The 15407-nt window shown below is 63.5% G+C and carries 14 protein-coding genes; 10 read left to right on the top strand and 4 right to left on the bottom strand.

The genetic code is table 11. The features are described from left to right. Positions 1-23: 23 nt before the first annotated feature. The 9 genes from VLR48_RS06965 (at position 24) to VLR48_RS06930 (ending at position 8867) form a co-directional block, all read left to right on the top strand. Positions 24-1805, top strand: a complete 1782-nt coding sequence (locus VLR48_RS06965; RefSeq protein WP_325291082.1) for a SulP family inorganic anion transporter — start codon at positions 24-26, stop codon at positions 1803-1805. A 90-nt stretch (positions 1806-1895) separates the two neighbouring features. Next, entirely contained in the window at positions 1896-3353 is a 1458-nt protein-coding gene (locus VLR48_RS06960; protein WP_325291081.1) for an NAD(P)/FAD-dependent oxidoreductase, read from the top strand. A 31-nt stretch (positions 3354-3384) separates the two neighbouring features. Then, entirely contained in the window at positions 3385-3546 is a 162-nt protein-coding gene (locus VLR48_RS06955) for a hypothetical protein (protein WP_325291080.1), read from the top strand. 89 nt (positions 3547-3635) lie between these two features. Further along, entirely contained in the window at positions 3636-4019 is a 384-nt protein-coding gene (locus VLR48_RS20225; protein ID WP_414718587.1) for an ATP-binding protein, read from the top strand. Positions 4020-4173: 154 nt separating this feature from the next. After that, a complete protein-coding gene (locus tag VLR48_RS06950) occupies positions 4174-5460 on the top strand; it encodes an efflux RND transporter periplasmic adaptor subunit (protein ID WP_325291079.1) in 1287 nt (428 codons plus the stop codon). A gap of 2 nt (positions 5461-5462) precedes the next feature. Further along, on the top strand, positions 5463-6185 hold the full coding sequence (locus VLR48_RS06945) for an ABC transporter ATP-binding protein (RefSeq protein ID WP_422664552.1): 723 nt from the start codon (positions 5463-5465) through the stop codon (positions 6183-6185). Then, a complete protein-coding gene (locus VLR48_RS06940; RefSeq protein WP_325291077.1) occupies positions 6185-7390 on the top strand; it encodes an ABC transporter permease in 1206 nt (401 codons plus the stop codon). The genes VLR48_RS06945 and VLR48_RS06940 overlap by 1 nt, the downstream gene beginning before the upstream one ends. A gap of 79 nt (positions 7391-7469) precedes the next feature. Further along, positions 7470-8015 (top strand): DUF1415 domain-containing protein, encoded by a 546-nt coding sequence (locus VLR48_RS06935; protein WP_325291076.1) that lies wholly within the window; start codon positions 7470-7472, stop codon positions 8013-8015. Positions 8016-8048: 33 nt separating this feature from the next. After that, complete coding sequence (locus VLR48_RS06930) at positions 8049-8867, top strand: arsenite methyltransferase (protein ID WP_325291075.1); 819 nt, start codon at positions 8049-8051, stop codon at positions 8865-8867. Between the two features lie 34 nt (positions 8868-8901). Here VLR48_RS06930 and VLR48_RS06925 read toward each other — a convergent pair whose 3' ends face one another. The 4 genes from VLR48_RS06925 to VLR48_RS06910 are packed head-to-tail and all read right to left on the bottom strand — an operon-like array spanning position 8902 to position 13272. Further along, positions 8902-9351, bottom strand: a complete 450-nt coding sequence (locus tag VLR48_RS06925; RefSeq protein ID WP_325291074.1) for a coiled-coil domain-containing protein — start codon at positions 9349-9351, stop codon at positions 8902-8904. A 38-nt stretch (positions 9352-9389) separates the two neighbouring features. Then, a complete protein-coding gene (locus tag VLR48_RS06920; protein WP_325291073.1) occupies positions 9390-11582 on the bottom strand; it encodes a nitrite reductase in 2193 nt (730 codons plus the stop codon). Further along, entirely contained in the window at positions 11579-12238 is a 660-nt protein-coding gene (locus tag VLR48_RS06915) for a cytochrome b/b6 domain-containing protein (protein WP_325291072.1), read from the bottom strand. The genes VLR48_RS06920 and VLR48_RS06915 overlap by 4 nt, the downstream gene beginning before the upstream one ends. After that, positions 12238-13272 (bottom strand): cytochrome c3 family protein, encoded by a 1035-nt coding sequence (locus VLR48_RS06910; protein ID WP_325291071.1) that lies wholly within the window; start codon positions 13270-13272, stop codon positions 12238-12240. The genes VLR48_RS06915 and VLR48_RS06910 overlap by 1 nt, the downstream gene beginning before the upstream one ends. Before the next feature lie 272 nt (positions 13273-13544). Between VLR48_RS06910 and VLR48_RS06905 the strand changes: the two genes are divergently transcribed. Next, complete coding sequence (locus VLR48_RS06905; protein ID WP_325291070.1) at positions 13545-15407, top strand: phosphoenolpyruvate carboxykinase (GTP); 1863 nt, start codon at positions 13545-13547, stop codon at positions 15405-15407.

Below are 15407 nucleotides of genomic sequence, written 5' to 3'. Positions count from 1 at the left end.
ATACACTGCGAGATCTCCTCAACATGCAGTCCCCGATCTCCCAACGCTGGTCTTGGTTGATTCCATTCATGTCGTGGCTGCCCGGGGTCGGGCGCACGGAGATGAAGGCGGATGCGCTCGCGGCCTTCATCGGTGCTCTGGTCGTGCTGCCGCAGGCCGTTGCATTCGCGACCATCGCCGGCATGCCGCCCCAATACGGTCTCTATGCCGGGATGGTGCCCGCGATCATCGCGGCGCTGTTTGGATCGTCGCGACATCTGGTCTCGGGGCCGACGACGGCGGCCTCGGTTGTCCTCTTCTCGGCCTTGTCGGTGATGGCGATGCCCGGCTCGCCGGACTATGTGACGCTCGCCTTGACCTTGACCTTCATGGTCGGGCTCATGGAGCTTGCGCTTGGTCTGGCGCGCATGGGAACCCTGGTCAACTTTATCTCGCATTCGGTGGTGGTCGGTTTTACCGCCGGTGCGGCGCTCTTGATTGCGGCCAAGCAGCTCAAGCACTTCTTCGGCATCGAGATGGACAGCGGGGGCCACCTGCACGACATCCTGATTCAGTTCGGTCGTCACGTGCTCGAGATCAGCCCGGCGACTACGTTGGTCGCGGTCTCGACCCTTCTGATCGGTATCGCCTTCAAGCGTTGGTTGCCGAAGATCCCCTATATGATCGCCGCCATGCTCGGCGGTAGCCTGGTCGCCGTCGGACTCGACGCCTGGCTCGGCAACGAGGTGACCGGGATCGCGACCGTCGGGGCCTTGCCGGCGGGCTTTCCCCCGCTGTCGGCCCCGGATCTGACATTCGATCACATCAAGGAGTTGGCCCCCACTGCCTTGGCGGTGACCCTGTTTGCACTCACCGAGGCGGTGTCGATCGGCCGCTCGCTCGCGGCGCGCGGCGGTTACCGCATCGACGGCAACCAGGAGTTCATCGGCCAAGGCTTATCGAACATCGCCGGCTCCTTCTTCTCGGCCTACGTGGCGACCGGCTCCTTCAACCGCAGCGGCGTGAACTATGCCGCCGGCGCGCGCACGCCCTTGGCGGCCATCTTCGCCGGCGTGCTGCTGATCGGGATCGTGCCCGTGGTCGCGCCCTACGCGAGTTATCTGCCGACGGCCGCGATGGCGGGATTGCTCTTCCTGGTCGCTTGGGGGTTGGTCGATTTCAAGGAGATCGGTCACATCCTCAAAGCGTCCAAACGCGAGACATCGGTCTTGGCGGTGACCTTCTTCTCGGCGCTCTTCCTGGAGCTTGAGTTCGCTATTTTCGCCGGGGTTCTGCTCTCGCTCGTACTCTATCTGGATCGCACCTCCAAGCCACGTATCGTTCACTTGGCGCCGGATCCGCGCCTGCCCAATCGGGCCTTCTCCTGCGAGCCGGACGTCGCCCAATGCCCGCAGCTACACATCATGCGGATCGACGGCTCGCTGTTCTTCGGCTCGGTGGCGCATGTGGAGAGCGCTTTCGATCGGCTGCGCGCGACGCATCCGGCGCAGAAGCACTTGGCGATCCTTGCCGAGGGCATCAACTTCGTGGACCTGCAGGGCGGGGAGACGCTGGTGCGCGAGGCCAAGCGGCGCCAAGCTGAGGGTGGCGGGCTTTATCTCATCAACGTCAAGGCCGGGCTCTGGGATGCCCTTGAACGTTGCGGTTGCATCGACGCGACCGGCGGGCGTAATGTCTTCCAGGCCAAGAACGCTGCTATCCGCGCGATCTACCAGAAGCTGGACAAGTCCATCTGCGCGACCTGTCCGCAGCCTATCTTCATCGAGTGCGGAGCCGGTCAGCCCAAGCTTCCGGCGAGCCCCTGACGGATGTCGAATCCATTGATCCAAGTCTTTGCCAGGCGCCGAGCGTCTTGTTAGCGTCTATCGCTTGACCACCATTGCGAGGCTACACAGATGGCACGAATCCTTATCCTCGGGGCGGGCATTTCCGGGCATACGGTTGCTCGATATCTCGGAAAATGGCTCGGAAAGTCGCATTCGATCACGGTTGTTTCGCCCAAGCCGAAGTGGAACTGGATCCCGTCGAACATCTGGGTCGGCGTCGGCGAGATGACCGAGAAGCAGGTGTCCTTCGAGTTGGCGCCGATCTACAAGAAGCTCGGTGTGGATTTTCGCCAGGCCGGTGCTGTTTCGATCCATCCCGAGGGCGGTGCAGAGCACACTGCGCCTTATGTCACGATCGAATACACGGATCCTGCCCGACTCGGCCAGACCGATGCGATCGAGTACGACTATCTGGTCAATGCGACGGGCCCGAAGCTAAACTTCGGCGCAACCCCGGGTCTTGGGCCGGACGGCGGCTATAGCCTCTCGGTCTGCACCCCGGACCATGCCAAGGAGGCCAACGAACATCTGCAGAAGATGATCGCGGAGATGAAGGCCGGCGCGACCAAGACCTTTGTCGTCGGCACCGGTCACGGTATGTGCACCTGCCAGGGCGCGGCCTTCGAATACATCTACAACGTCGACCACGCCTTGCGCGAGGGCGGCGTGCGCGAGAAGGGGCGGCTGATCTGGATCAGCAACGAGTACGAGCTCGGCGACTTCGGCATGGGCGGCGTGCATATCCACCGCGGCGGCTACGTCACGAACGGCAAGGTCTTCGCCGAATCGCTCATGGTCGAGCGTGGTATGGAATGGATCACGCGCGCGGCGGTTTCGAAGGTCGAGCCGGGTAAGGTCCACTACGAAATGCTCGACGGCAGCTTCCACGAGATCGACTTCGATTTCGCCATGCTGATCCCGCCGTTTGCCGGACAGCCCCTGAAGGCGTACGACAAGTCCGGCGAGGACATCACGAGCAAGATCTTCGCGCCGAACGGTTTCATGAAGGTGGACGCCGATTACGAGCCGAAACCCTACGAGGATTGGGGTCCGCAGGACTGGCCGAAGACCTATCAGACCCCGCTCTACAAGAACATGTTCGCCGTCGGGATTGCCTTTGCGCCCCCGCATCTGATCAGCAAGCCCATGAAGAGCCCCAGCGGGACCCCGATCAACCCGACACCGCCACGCACGGGCATGCCGTCCGCGGCGATCGGCAAAGCCGTGGCTACAAGTATTCGGGACATGATCAACGGCGCCGCTGCTCCCACGCAGACGGCGTCCATGGCAGAGATCGGTGCAGCCTGCGTGGCCTCGACCGGATCGGATATCTTCAAGGGGACTGCAGCCACTATGACCGTGTTCCCGGTTGTGCCTGATTACGACAAGTACCCGGAATATGGTCGCGACATGGATCTAACCTTCGGCGAGATCGGCCTGGCGGGGCATTGGATGAAATACATTCTTCACCATGTTTTCATCTATCAGGCGAAGCTCAGGCCCGGTTGGTCGATTCTGCCGGATTGATGCAACTTCGGATCACTGAGGAACAACGTCCATGACCGCCAAGAACCGAGAGCCCTATCAACAAGCCTATTATCCGCCGGTCCCCACGCGCCTGACGCGATACATGCGGACATCGCTCCTGTGGCAGCTCTATCGCTTCATCGTCATCAATCTGAAGATTCTCAAGCTGATGATGAAGGCGCATACGCATTAGCGTGACCCTGCGCCGGGCATGACCTGCCCGGTGCGGATTAGGTTGGAGGATGCCTCCTTCGCTACGGCCGACCGTTCACGGGCGTCCGCCTGCGCATGTTTGCCGACCGGATCGAGCTGTATTCGCACGGGGCGATTCCGAATACCATGTCCGTGGATAACCTTCCGTTCCGGCGGTTTTCTTGTAACGAGACGATAACCAGTCTCCCGGCTCGCTGTCCGGTGCCCGGCGGCGTGGGTGCCGGGCGCAGCCGCATCATGGAAGAGCGCGGCGAAGGAGCGCCGCTGATTATTATCGGGAGCGCCGCGCTAAGTGCCGAGAGTCGGTTTACCGCCGCCTCGATGATAGCGAGCTGTTGCCGACGATCGCCGCGGCCAAACAGCACGAGCCGGTATGACCGTGGTTCCGTGGCTTGTGGCTGGGATGGAACCGGGTGCAGCCTTCAAATGAACATCAGAGTCCCGGGCCGTTGAGCAAACGCAATCCCGCGGCTCGGGTCTATGCGAGACCCGGTCGCCGCAACCATCTCCCGGCGCTCCCTATTTTCCCCCACTCTTTGGCTAGCCTGGACGGCACCTCGTCGGCTGCTCGAAGCAGCCGACTCGATCCCTTCGGACTGCTTGAGCCATGACCCGAGAACCCGCCGTCCCCGCCGAACCGATCGACCTTCCAAGCGAGCAGGATCGAGCCGCCCAGCCTCGCCGACGCCTGCATCCGGTCGTGCTGATGGCCTTGGTGCTGCTCGGTCTCGCAGCCGGGACGAGCGTTTGGCTGACGAGTCGTCCGGAGAACGGAGTCACCTTCGAGACGGCCGAGGTCGAGCGGGGCGATCTGAGGATCAAGGTCACCGCGACCGGGTCGCTGCAGCCGGTCAATCAGGTGGATGTCGGCACGGAGGTGTCCGGCACAATCGTCCGGGTGGCGGTCGATTTCAACGACCGCGTGGAGACCGGCCAGATCCTGGCCGAGCTGGACCCGGATCAGTCCAGGGCGAAGACGCGCCAGTCGGAGGCGGCTCTGGCGCTGGCGGAGGCGAGCGTGCTGGAGGCGCAGGCGACGGTGACCGAGACCGCGAACAAGCTGCGGCGCACGCGGGACATGATCGAGAAGCGTCTGGCCTCACCGGAGGAGTTGGACAGTGCCGTGGCGAACGCCGAGCGTGCGCTCGCGTCTCTTGCCGTCGCGCGGGCGAAGGTCGCCCAGGCACAGGCGGAGCTCGACGCGAATCGCCGCACCCTCGAGAAGACCCTGATTCGCTCGCCCATCGACGGCATCGTCCTGCTGCGTCAGGTCGAGCCCGGACAGACGGTCGCCGCGTCGCTCCAGACCCCGGTGCTCTTCAACCTGGCCGAGAACCTGGCGCAGATGGAGCTCAAGGTGGCCATCGACGAGGCGGACGTGGGCCAGGTGGCTGTCGGTCAGTCCGCCGAGTTCGTCGTCGATGCCTATCCGGACCGCCGGTTCCCGGCGACCATCGCCCAGGTGCGTTTTGCCCCCGAGACCGTGAGCGGCGTGGTGACCTATGCCGCGCTCCTGGACCTGGACAACTCGGACCTCGCCCTGCGTCCCGGCATGACGGCCACGGCCGAGATCCTGGTTCAGGCAGCGGACGACGTGGTCCTGGTCCCGAATGCGGCCTTGCGTTTCAATCCACCGCAGGACGCCGTCACCAAACGGGGCGCATCCAATCTGCTCGGCATGCTCATGCCGCGCCCGCCCGCGACCGCGAAGCGTCCCCGCGCGCCCGAGAAGCGCTCGGGGAAGGAGGCGCAGGTCTGGATCTCGACCGACGGCGAGCCGACGCATGTCCCGGTCAAGGTCGGGCCGAGCGACGGGATCATGACGCAGGTCCTGGACGACAGCCTGGCTCCCGGGACCCGGGTGCTGGTCGACGTCGAGCGCAAGCAGCCCTGACCATGGCCGACCTGACCGACGATAAATCGAGCCCTTTGATCGAGCTCCGCCGTGTGACCAAGATCTACGGGCGCGGCGACGCCGCCGTCCATGCCCTGGCCGGGGTCGACCTGCGCATCGAGCAGGGTGAGTTCGTCGCCGTGATGGGGCCGAGCGGATCGGGCAAGTCGACCGCGATGAACATCCTGGGCTGCTTGGACACACCCAGTTCGGGGTCCTACCGATTTCGGGGCGTCCCCGTCGAGACACTCGGTCGGGATCAACGGGCACTCCTGCGTCGTCGTGACCTGGGCTTCGTCTTCCAGGGCTTCAATCTGCTCAACCGGACCTCGGCCCTGGAGAATGTCGAGCTGCCTTTAATTTATCGACGCACCCCGCGCGCGCAGCGCCATGCCTTGGCGCAGCGCGCTTTGACGCTGGTCGGCCTGAACGGTCGGGAGGGGCACACGCCGGGCGAGTTCTCCGGCGGTCAGCAGCAACGCGACGCCATCGCGCGCGCCATCGACACGGACCCGCATCTGCTCCTCGCCGACGAGCCGACCGGGAATCTGGATTCGGTCCGCAGTCACGAGATCATGACCCTTTTGGACGGACTCAACCGCGATCGCGGCATCACGATCCTGATGGTCACACACGAACCCGAGATGGCGGCCTACGCGCATCGCGTCATCCATTTTCGCGACGGCCGCGTGGTCGACGAGAACGCACCGGAGCACAGCTCCTGATGCTCTGGAACACCCTCCTGTTGGCCCTGCGCGAGATCCGCCGAAACGTGCTGCGCTCGGTCCTGACCATGCTGGGCATCGTCATCGGCGTGGCGGCGGTCATCGTCATGGTGACCCTCGGCGACGGTGCGACCCGCCAGGTCACGGCGCAGATCGAAAGTCTCGGGACCAACCTGCTGATGATCACCATGGGTCAACGCATGGGGCCGGGATCCAGCTCCAACGCACCGCCCTTCACCTTGGACGACGTGGTCGCGGTGCAGCGCGAGATCGGCGCCGCGAGTGCCGTCGCCGGCTCGGCGAGCCAGGTCATGACGGCCGTCGTGGGCAACAGCAATTGGTCGACCACGGTGACCGGCAGCGACAACCGCTTCTTCGTGGTGCGCAACTGGACCTTGGACGACGGGCGGCTCTTCACCGAGCCCGAGCAGCGTGCCGGGCGGGCGGTGTGCGTGATCGGGGCGACGGTGCGCCGGGAGTTGTTCGGGTATCCGGATCCCGTCGGTCAGAAGATCCGACTCAAGCAGATCGCCTGCGAGGTGATCGGGCTCCTCGCCAGCAAGGGTCAGAGCGCCATGGGCTCGGATCAAGACGATCTGGTGGTGATGCCGCTGCGGACCTTCCAGCGGCGTGTCGCGGGCAATCAGGACGTCAACCTGATCCAGCTTTCGGTCCGGGACGGCGACTCCACCGAGCAGGTCAAAGCGGACATCGAGCGCATGATGCGCGAGCGTCGCCATGTCCACCCGGCCGATCAGGACAACTTCTCGGTGCGCGACATGAAGGAGATCGCGACCATGCTGACCGGGACCACGCGGGTGCTGACGGCTCTGCTCAGCGCCGTGGCCGCGGTCAGCCTCTTGGTCGGGGGCATCGGCATCATGAACATCATGCTGGTCTCGGTCACCGAGCGCACCCGCGAGATCGGCATCCGTCTGGCGATCGGGGCGCTCGAGCGCGAGGTCTTGATGCAGTTTCTGGTGGAGGCCGTGGTCCTGTCGTCCCTGGGCGGGCTGCTGGGTATCCTGCTTGCTTTAGTCGCCTCGATTGGACTGGCGAGCCTGCTGCAGGTGCCTTTCGTGCTCAACGGCCCCATCATCCTGGTCGCCTTCCTGTTCTCGGCCGCGGTGGGGGTCGTCTTCGGTTATTTTCCCGCGCGCCGAGCGGCCCGGCTGGATCCGATCGAGGCGCTGCGGCATGAGTGACCGGCCGAGCGTGCCGTGGCGTTCCCGTCTCGGCGCGGCGGCGAATGAACAGATCCAACGGCGGGAATGAGCGAAACTGATGGTTGTTGAAATCGAGCAGGTCATCGAGCGCACCAAAAAATGGATCTCCGAGGTCGTGATCGGATGTCGTATGTGTCCCTTCGCGGCAAAAGAGTTCAATCGCGGATCAATACACTATCGCGTCGAAATCGACTCCGACATGGAAGCCTGTCTTCGGGCATTTCTCGAGGAGTGCCGTCGCCTCGATGAAAAACCGTCGATCGAGACAACGCTGCTGATCCTGCCAGGTGCCTTCCCGGATTTCGACGATTATCTCGACCTGGTTGAAATGGCGGAGGCGCTTCTGGAGGCGGAAGGCTACGAAGGTTGCTATCAAGTCGCCGGTTTTCACCCCGAGTATCGGTTTGCAGATGCGCCCGAAGATGATCCTGCAAACTATACGAACCGATCGCTCTATCCGATGTTGCACCTGCTCCGCGAAGAGAGCATCGAACATGTGTTGGAGCGATACCCGGATGCGGATGCGATCCCTGAAAGAAACATCGCATTCGCCCGCGAGAAGGGGCTTGAGTCGATGAAGGCGCTGAGGGACGCCTGTTTATAGTTCGTTCACGGCATGACCCGAGGGGAGATCCGAATGAAAAACAACGAGCAAGACAGCCTTCGCCAAGCGGTGCGCGATCGCTACGGCGCAACGGCACGAGCGGCGACGGCGGGAGAGGGGTCCGATTGCTGCGCCCCGGCCTCTGCGGGCGGCTGTTGCGCGCCCGTGCCGATCCAATCGATCCTGCTCGGGTACAGCGAGGCCGAGACCGCTGCCGTGCCCGAGGGTGCGAATCTCGGCCTGGGTTGCGGCAATCCCCAAGCAATCGCCGCGCTGAAGCCGGGCGAGACGGTGTTGGACATGGGCAGCGGCGCCGGATTCGATTGTTTTCTCGCCTCCCGCCAAGTCGGCGAGACGGGTCGCGTCATCGGCGTCGACATGACACCGGAGATGCTGACCAAGGCGCGCAGGAACGCCGAGGCGCACGCCGAGGCGCTCGGGCATCGCAACGTCGAATTTCGACTCGGCGAGATCGAGAATCTGCCGCTGGCGGATGGTTCGGTCGACGTCATCATCTCGAACTGCGTCATCAACCTGTCCCCGGACAAAGCCCGTGTCTTCGCGGAGGCATTTCGGGTCCTGACTCCGGGCGGGCGACTGGCCATCTCGGACGTTGTCGCGACCGCCGAGCTGCCGGACGACCTCCGGTCGGACCTGTCGCTCTACACCGGGTGCATGGCGGGGGCGGCCCGGATCGATGTGCTCGAGCAGATGCTCGAGGGTGCGGGATTCGAGCAGGTGAGCGTGTCGCCGAAGGACGAGAGCCGGGACTTTATTCGGGACTGGGCGCCGGGAACGCCGGTCACGGATTATCTGGTCTCGGCGAGCATCGAGGCGGTCAAACCGAGTTGATCGCGATCCGCACGGGCGCGGCGATCTCGTGCGTTCAAAGGAGCTTGACCAAGGCCGCAAGCGCGGCGACCTGGCCCAGCATCAGCGGGACCATCCACTTGAGTAGATCGACCTTGGTGCGCTCGATGGCGGCATGGAGGTTGGCGATGTCCTTCTGGACCTCGTTTCGCAGCTCGGCGATGTCTTTCTGAACCTCGGCTCGAAGCTCGGCAATATCCTTTTGGACCTCGCCCCGTAGCTTGGCGATCTCTTTATGCATGTCTGCGCGCAGCTCGGCGATGTCTTTCTTGAGCTCGCTTCTGACCTGCTCGATCTCTTTTTGGAGACGCAGCTCGGATTCGCGGACATCCGACCGAAGGGCGACATCGCCGCCACGCGGCCACTGTTGCTCCAAGGCATCGATGGTATCGACGATGAGCCGAAAGCGCGTCGTATCGTCCGGCGCCTCGGTCAGGCTTTCATAGAGTCTCAGGGCGAGTCCCATGCGGTGCTCCTGATGTCGAGTGCCTCGGCCGGCGTGGTTTAGCCGCCGTCCTTTGCGGAGAGCCTAGCCGCAGGGCGGAGATTCTCGACGATGTCGAGGTTCTCGAGCTCCGCTGCACGCTCCTGCGAATAGCCCAAGGCACGATAATCCAGGATGCCGTTCGGCGAGTGGCATTCGACGCAATCGCGGCCCACGGGTTGAATGCCGTGGTTGACCATGAGCGAGCCCATCTGTCGCATCCATTTAGGCTCGACGTTTTCAAGCTCGCCGTCGACCAGCGGGTACTGGGTCTTCCATCCGCCGCTGACGCCGAAATAGGCCATGAACTCATCCATCATATAGAGCTTGAACGGCTCCTGGTACATACGCTGCACGATGGGATCGCGGATCGCCTGCTTGACGGACGCGGCCGTGTCGCCTGTCTCGTAGTAGGTCGCGTAATCGAACGGCAGGATCATGGCGCCGAACGGGCCTTGATTCCCCATGTCCTCGTACATCATGGCGTTGAACAGCTTGAAGGGATAGATGCGGCTTTCCCCGTCGTTCATGTGCGCACGCAGGTTTTGATCCAGCATCCGGCGCCGCTCCTCCAATTGCTCGGGCGTGAGCTGGGAGAGCGGATCGGTCGCGGCTTCGACATAGGCGTCCACGTCGATGTCGGGATAGGTCTTCTTCAGCTCGATCGCCTTCTCGCGCACGGCGGCGACGATCTCGGGATCATCGATCCGGGCCAGTTGCGCCATGAGCGGGTCGTACTCGGTCGAGCCGTTCGGATTGTTGCCCAGGGCGTTCGCAAGGAAGGTTCCGTTGCCGTTGAACCAGAGGAAGGTGAAGCCCTTGTTGACCTCGCCGGAGCGATAGATGTCGGTGGGCGCGAAGATGCCTTCCTCCGCATCCCAGGTCGGGTGAACCCAATCGCGGAGCACGACGTTGTTGTCCTGAAGCTCTCTGATGTGACAGGTCTCGCAGGCGATCCGATCCAGATGCCCGTTGAGCAACGCCTTGTGCTCCGAGCGGTTGTGCGGTGCTGCACTATGACAGGTGACGCACGAGACCTCGACATCCGGAAGGTCGTTGGCGACCAGATCGACGCCCATCCGACCGCGCGGGATCTTGTGTCCTTCGGGGACATGACAATCGGTGCATTGCAGACCGGCCGCGGCATGAACGTCGTCCTGCGGGCTGAAGGGGTTGCCGCGCTTGGCGCCTGTATGAAGCAGGCGCTGGTTCTGCTCGCCGAGCGCCTGTGCTGCCTCGTTGTGCAGATAGGCGTCGCCGCCCATATTGTGTTGATGACAGTTCAGGCAGTTTTTGGTCGTCGAGCGCCCGACGGTGAGGGCGGCGCGCATCGTGCGATCCTGATTCCAGCGCAGTCCGACGTCATCGCGGATGACATACCGATGGTTCATGTCGTATTCGGTCGAATGACAGATCAAACAATCTATCCCTTCCTTGGCGACATCGGGCACATCGCCGATCGGCATCATCTTTTCGGTCGCCGGCTGATAGTTGCCGCCGATATGGCATTGGCCGCAGCCTTCGCTGCGTAATTCAACCTCGCCGTGCTTCGATTCGGGTCGACTCTCCACGAGTGCTGCCCAGCCCGTCCAGGAGAAGCTTCCGGGGATGCCGCAGGCCCGGTTGATCTTGCCGACCGGGATCGGGCGGCTACCTTCGGCGTTCACTTGGCGTCCGTCGTATCCGTAGGTCGAGAAGCCGCCGCCTCCGTCGCTCTGGAACTTGAAATGGACCGAGTTGACGATGTCGTCGAGTGTGTCGACCTCGGAGGTCCGCCCGTCGTGATGTCGGACCTTGATGGTGGCGTGACACTGCAGGCAGGTCTTGGGTCCTTCGTATTGCAGGATCTTCGCATCGCGAAAATACTTGATATGCGTCGGTTCATGCTCGCGCATGAAGGACTGCGTGTTCATGAGCATCTCGACCTTGATCCGGCGGGCGAAGGCATTGTCGTCTTGACCGACGATCGCCTCGGCGGCCGCGCGGCGCGCGCTCAGCGAGAGCTCGGTTGCCATCGCTTCGAGCTCGTTCTCGGTGATCGGCTGACTGTTGGCGTAGGTCAAAGGGGCGTTTGATTTGCCCACGTAGGCGTCGAATACGATCGGGTACACCATTTTGTAGAGTGCGAACAGGACAAGCAGTCCGACCGCAACCGTGATGAGGAGCCGACGTGCGTTCTTGGGTGTCAGCAGGGTTTTGGCGAATGCGTTCATGATGTCTCACGCGGGGCCGGAGCCGTGGTCTCGGTGCGAGGCGGGTCGGTTTCGCGATGCCAACCGGTGATCATGGCGCGGAGATTCGAAAAGACCGTCTCGCCGGTGGTGATGATGTAGATGTGCACCAGGAGGAAGAGGGCCAACAGATAGCTGACGATGACATGGGTCATGGCGACCACCCAAACGCTGCCGAGGCCGAACAGGGTCTCCGGCAGATAGACCGAATAGAGGAAGGCCCAGCCGCTGAGGATGAGGATCGGCATCAGGCCGTACATGACGCCCAGATAGCTGAGTTGCTGAAGGGTGTTGAACTTCATGGCTTCGGTGACGTGGAACGGATGCGGTTCCAGCCGAAAGATTCCGATCATGTAGTAGCGTGTCTGGGCGATCAAATCCCCGATGAGGGTGCGAAACCGGACACGATAGTGGCGCGCATTCTCGCTCCTGGCATTGGCGACGACGAAGCCGATCCAACCGATGGTCAGTAGAATCCCGGCAGTATTGTGCACCACTCGCGCGGTTGCGAAGGGCATCAGCCAATCGGCTCCGGCGTAATGCATGCTGACCCCGGAGGCGATCAAGGTCAGGAACAAGAGCGCATTGATCCAGTGCCAAAGTCGCAGCCAAGCCGGATAGAGATAAAGCGATGTCATCATCCTCTCCTGTTTGCCCGACGCACGAGATAGCGACCGACGCCGTGCGCCGCGAGCAGCAGAACCACCAGACCCATGATCGCCAGACTGAGTCGGTCGAGCGCCGGGCTCTTGCTCATGCCGACCACATAGGCCTCGTTGAAGACGGCCTTGGCGAGCAAGCCGCTGCGGGCAATGTCTTCTTCCGATCGGAAACGATAGAGGCGCGCGAGGAGCTGCGGGTCGGCGGAGTGACAGCTGACGCAATTCCTCTCGCTTTTCTCGGCCGGCAGGATTTCATGATTCGCAAAGTCCGCGACGGGCGTGTGACAGTCGACGCAGCGCACCGATGTCCAGTGGGCGTCGCGGTTCGGCAGCCAGTCATGGCTTGTGCTGGAGGGCGAGACCAGCCTCTCATGGCAGGACAGGCAGACCTCGTTGTGGTTCCGTACGATCTGCGCGATCGGCTCCCCGACCGCGGCCGGGCGGAAGCGATGCGGGTCGTGACAGGAGTGACAACTGAATCCCGCCGCCTTCGGCGAGTCCGAGACCGCGTGGACGCTACGCTTGAACTCGGCATCGATGTCGACCCGGCCCCGGCTCAGGTTTTGGTCGTCGTCCTCGTGACAGCCGATACAGTCGAGATCCCCCGGAACAGGCCGGTCCGGATGCGGGTAGCGTCGGTAACTGCGGCGATGACAGTCGATGCAGGCCAGCCCGCCGTGGACCGAGTGCGCGAGTCCGTCGCGATCGATCGACAGGTCGACGATCTCGCCGGTCTCGGGATCGCGGTAGGCCAGGGTCGACATGGCATGGCAGCGCAGGCAGGCGTGTCGGTCCGCAGCGGCTGCGGCGAGCTCCGTGTCGACGCCGTCGCCGGCCGGTTCGGCGCTCGCCCCGAACGCCAAGAGACAGAGCCAGAGCGCTAGCGACCAACCGAGGCGGACGACGTAAGTTTTCGTCGATCCGGGGCTACCTGTCGTGGGGGGCGGGCACGGGTCATCGGGGAAACGTTGGGCGCCCTGTCGGGCCGCCCGATTGCGTAAGGCGTTCATGGCGCATCCTGATTGCCGCGATCGCTCTCGATCTTACGCGTGCTGGTCACCGGGTTCCAGCATCCGCGCCGAGGATCGACCGATGTCGGAGAAGGGCCGCGGCCGAACCCGCGGGCGGGGGGCGCGGGGCACGGGAATCCGGTCGAGTCGTTGCCGAGCGCGGGAAGAAATCGTTCCTCCGCGCACGCGACGATGCGCGACGATCGCCACGAATGTATCCTCTCCCGATCGACACCCGTTCAGTACACCTTTCACCGATGAGGAGTCCGGCAATGACCACCAGGCACGACGGGGAGACCCGCACTCAGAACCGTCATCTGCTGGACTGGGTGACGGAATTGGCCGAGCTCTGCCAACCCGATCGCGTCTATTGGTGCGACGGCTCTCAGGAGGAGTACGACCGACTCTGCACCGAGATGGTCGATGCCGGTACCTTCGTCCGGCTCAATCCCGAGAAACATCCCAACAGCTTCCTTGCCCGCTCCCATCCGAGCGATGTCGCACGGGTCGAGGGCCGCACCTTCATCTGCTCGCTGCGCGAGGAAGATGCCGGCCCGACCAACAACTGGCTCGAGCCGCGCAAGGCGAAGGCCCTGCTCAAGGGGCTGTTCAAGGACTGCATGCGCGGGCGTACGCTCTATGTGATCCCCTTCAGCATGGGCCCGATCGGCTCGCCGATCGCGCATATCGGCGTGCAGATCACCGATTCGCCTTATGTGGTTGTCAACCAGCGGATCATGACCCGGATGGGCCAGCGGGTGTTGGATACCCTGGGCGATCACGGTGACTTCGTCCCCTGCGTGCATTCGGTCGGCGCGCCCCTGCAGCCCGGCGAGCAGGATGTCCCCTGGCCCTGTGCGAACAGCATCGAAGACAAGTACATCGCCCATTTTCCCGAGACCCGAGAGATCTGGTCGTTCGGCAGCGGTTACGGCGGCAATGCCCTGCTCGGCAAGAAGTGCTTCGCGCTGCGGATCGCCTCGGTGATGGCGCGCGACGAGGGCTGGTTGGCCGAGCACATGCTGGTGATGGGCGTGGAGTCGCCCGAGCACGAGAAACGCTACGTCGCCGCGGCCTTCCCGAGCGCCTGCGGTAAGACCAACTTCGCCATGCTGATCCCGCCCAAGGGATTCGAGGGCTGGAAGATCACCACGGTCGGCGACGACATCGCCTGGATCAAGCCCAATCCTGCCGACGGGCGCTTCTACGCGATCAACCCCGAGTACGGCCTGTTCGGCGTGGCCCCCGGGACGAACGATGACTCCAATCCCAACGCCATGGCGGCGCTGAGCGCGAATGCGATCTTCACCAATTGTGCGTTGACCGACGACGGCGCCGTCTGGTGGGAGGGCATGACCAAGGAGCCCCCGGATCATCTGATCGATTGGAAGGGCGAGGACTGGACGCCGGGTTGCGGTCGATCCGCGGCCCATCCGAATGCGCGTTTCACCGCCCCCGCTTCGGCCTGTCCCTCGATCGATCCGGAATGGGAGAACCCCAAGGGCGTGCCCATCAGTGCCTTCCTGTTCGGCGGGCGGGTCAGTCGGCATTTCCCGCTGGCTTTTCAGAGTTACAACTGGGAGCACGGGGTCTATCTGGCCGCCACCATGGGGTCGGAGGCGACTGCCGCGGCGATCGGGCAGGCGGCCGTGCGGCGCGATCCGATGGCGATGCTGCCCTTCTGCGGCTACAACATGGCGGACTATTGGCGGCATTGGCTGCGGATCGGCCGGCGCTGCGTCTCCACCCCGCCGCGGATCTTCCGCGTCAATTGGTTCCGCAAGGACGAGCACGGCCGCTTCATCTGGCCGGGATTCGGCGAGAACATGCGTGTGCTCGAGTGGATCGTCAAACGCTGCAACGACGACGGCTCGGCGGTCGAGAGTCCCATCGGCTGGATCCCGGACTACGAGGCATTCAACTGGGACGGGCTGGATTTCGATCGCGAGCGTTTCTACTCGATCATGAACATCGATCGCGAGGCGGCGCGCCTGGAGACGCACGATCAGGAGGAGCTCTTCACGCGCTTCGGCGACCACATGCCGCGCGAGCTAGAGAGCGAGCGCGAGCTTCAGCTTGCCCGGCTCTTTCACTCTCCGGCGCTCTGGGATTTGTCCAGCACCAAGAGGTCCTGA

Source organism: Thiocapsa sp. (assembly GCF_035467215.1).
Lineage (GTDB): Bacteria > Pseudomonadota > Gammaproteobacteria > Chromatiales > Chromatiaceae > Thiocapsa.
Note: the sequence above shows the minus strand (reverse complement) of the source record. Positions and strands in the feature narration are given on the sequence as shown.

Coding starts and splice junctions, on each gene's coding strand:
- VLR48_RS06965 (WP_325291082.1), top strand. CDS start 24: ATGCAGTCCCCGATCTCCCAACGCTGGTCTTGGTTGATTCCATTCATG.
- VLR48_RS06960 (WP_325291081.1), top strand. CDS start 1,896: ATGGCACGAATCCTTATCCTCGGGGCGGGCATTTCCGGGCATACGGTT.
- VLR48_RS06955 (WP_325291080.1), top strand. CDS start 3,385: ATGACCGCCAAGAACCGAGAGCCCTATCAACAAGCCTATTATCCGCCG.
- VLR48_RS06950 (WP_325291079.1), top strand. CDS start 4,174: ATGACCCGAGAACCCGCCGTCCCCGCCGAACCGATCGACCTTCCAAGC.
- VLR48_RS06945 (WP_422664552.1), top strand. CDS start 5,463: ATGGCCGACCTGACCGACGATAAATCGAGCCCTTTGATCGAGCTCCGC.
- VLR48_RS06940 (WP_325291077.1), top strand. CDS start 6,185: ATGCTCTGGAACACCCTCCTGTTGGCCCTGCGCGAGATCCGCCGAAAC.
- VLR48_RS06935 (WP_325291076.1), top strand. CDS start 7,470: ATGGTTGTTGAAATCGAGCAGGTCATCGAGCGCACCAAAAAATGGATC.
- VLR48_RS06930 (WP_325291075.1), top strand. CDS start 8,049: ATGAAAAACAACGAGCAAGACAGCCTTCGCCAAGCGGTGCGCGATCGC.
- VLR48_RS06925 (WP_325291074.1), bottom strand. CDS start 9,351: ATGGGACTCGCCCTGAGACTCTATGAAAGCCTGACCGAGGCGCCGGAC.
- VLR48_RS06920 (WP_325291073.1), bottom strand. CDS start 11,582: ATGAACGCATTCGCCAAAACCCTGCTGACACCCAAGAACGCACGTCGG.
- VLR48_RS06915 (WP_325291072.1), bottom strand. CDS start 12,238: ATGACATCGCTTTATCTCTATCCGGCTTGGCTGCGACTTTGGCACTGG.
- VLR48_RS06910 (WP_325291071.1), bottom strand. CDS start 13,272: ATGAACGCCTTACGCAATCGGGCGGCCCGACAGGGCGCCCAACGTTTC.
- VLR48_RS06905 (WP_325291070.1), top strand. CDS start 13,545: ATGACCACCAGGCACGACGGGGAGACCCGCACTCAGAACCGTCATCTG.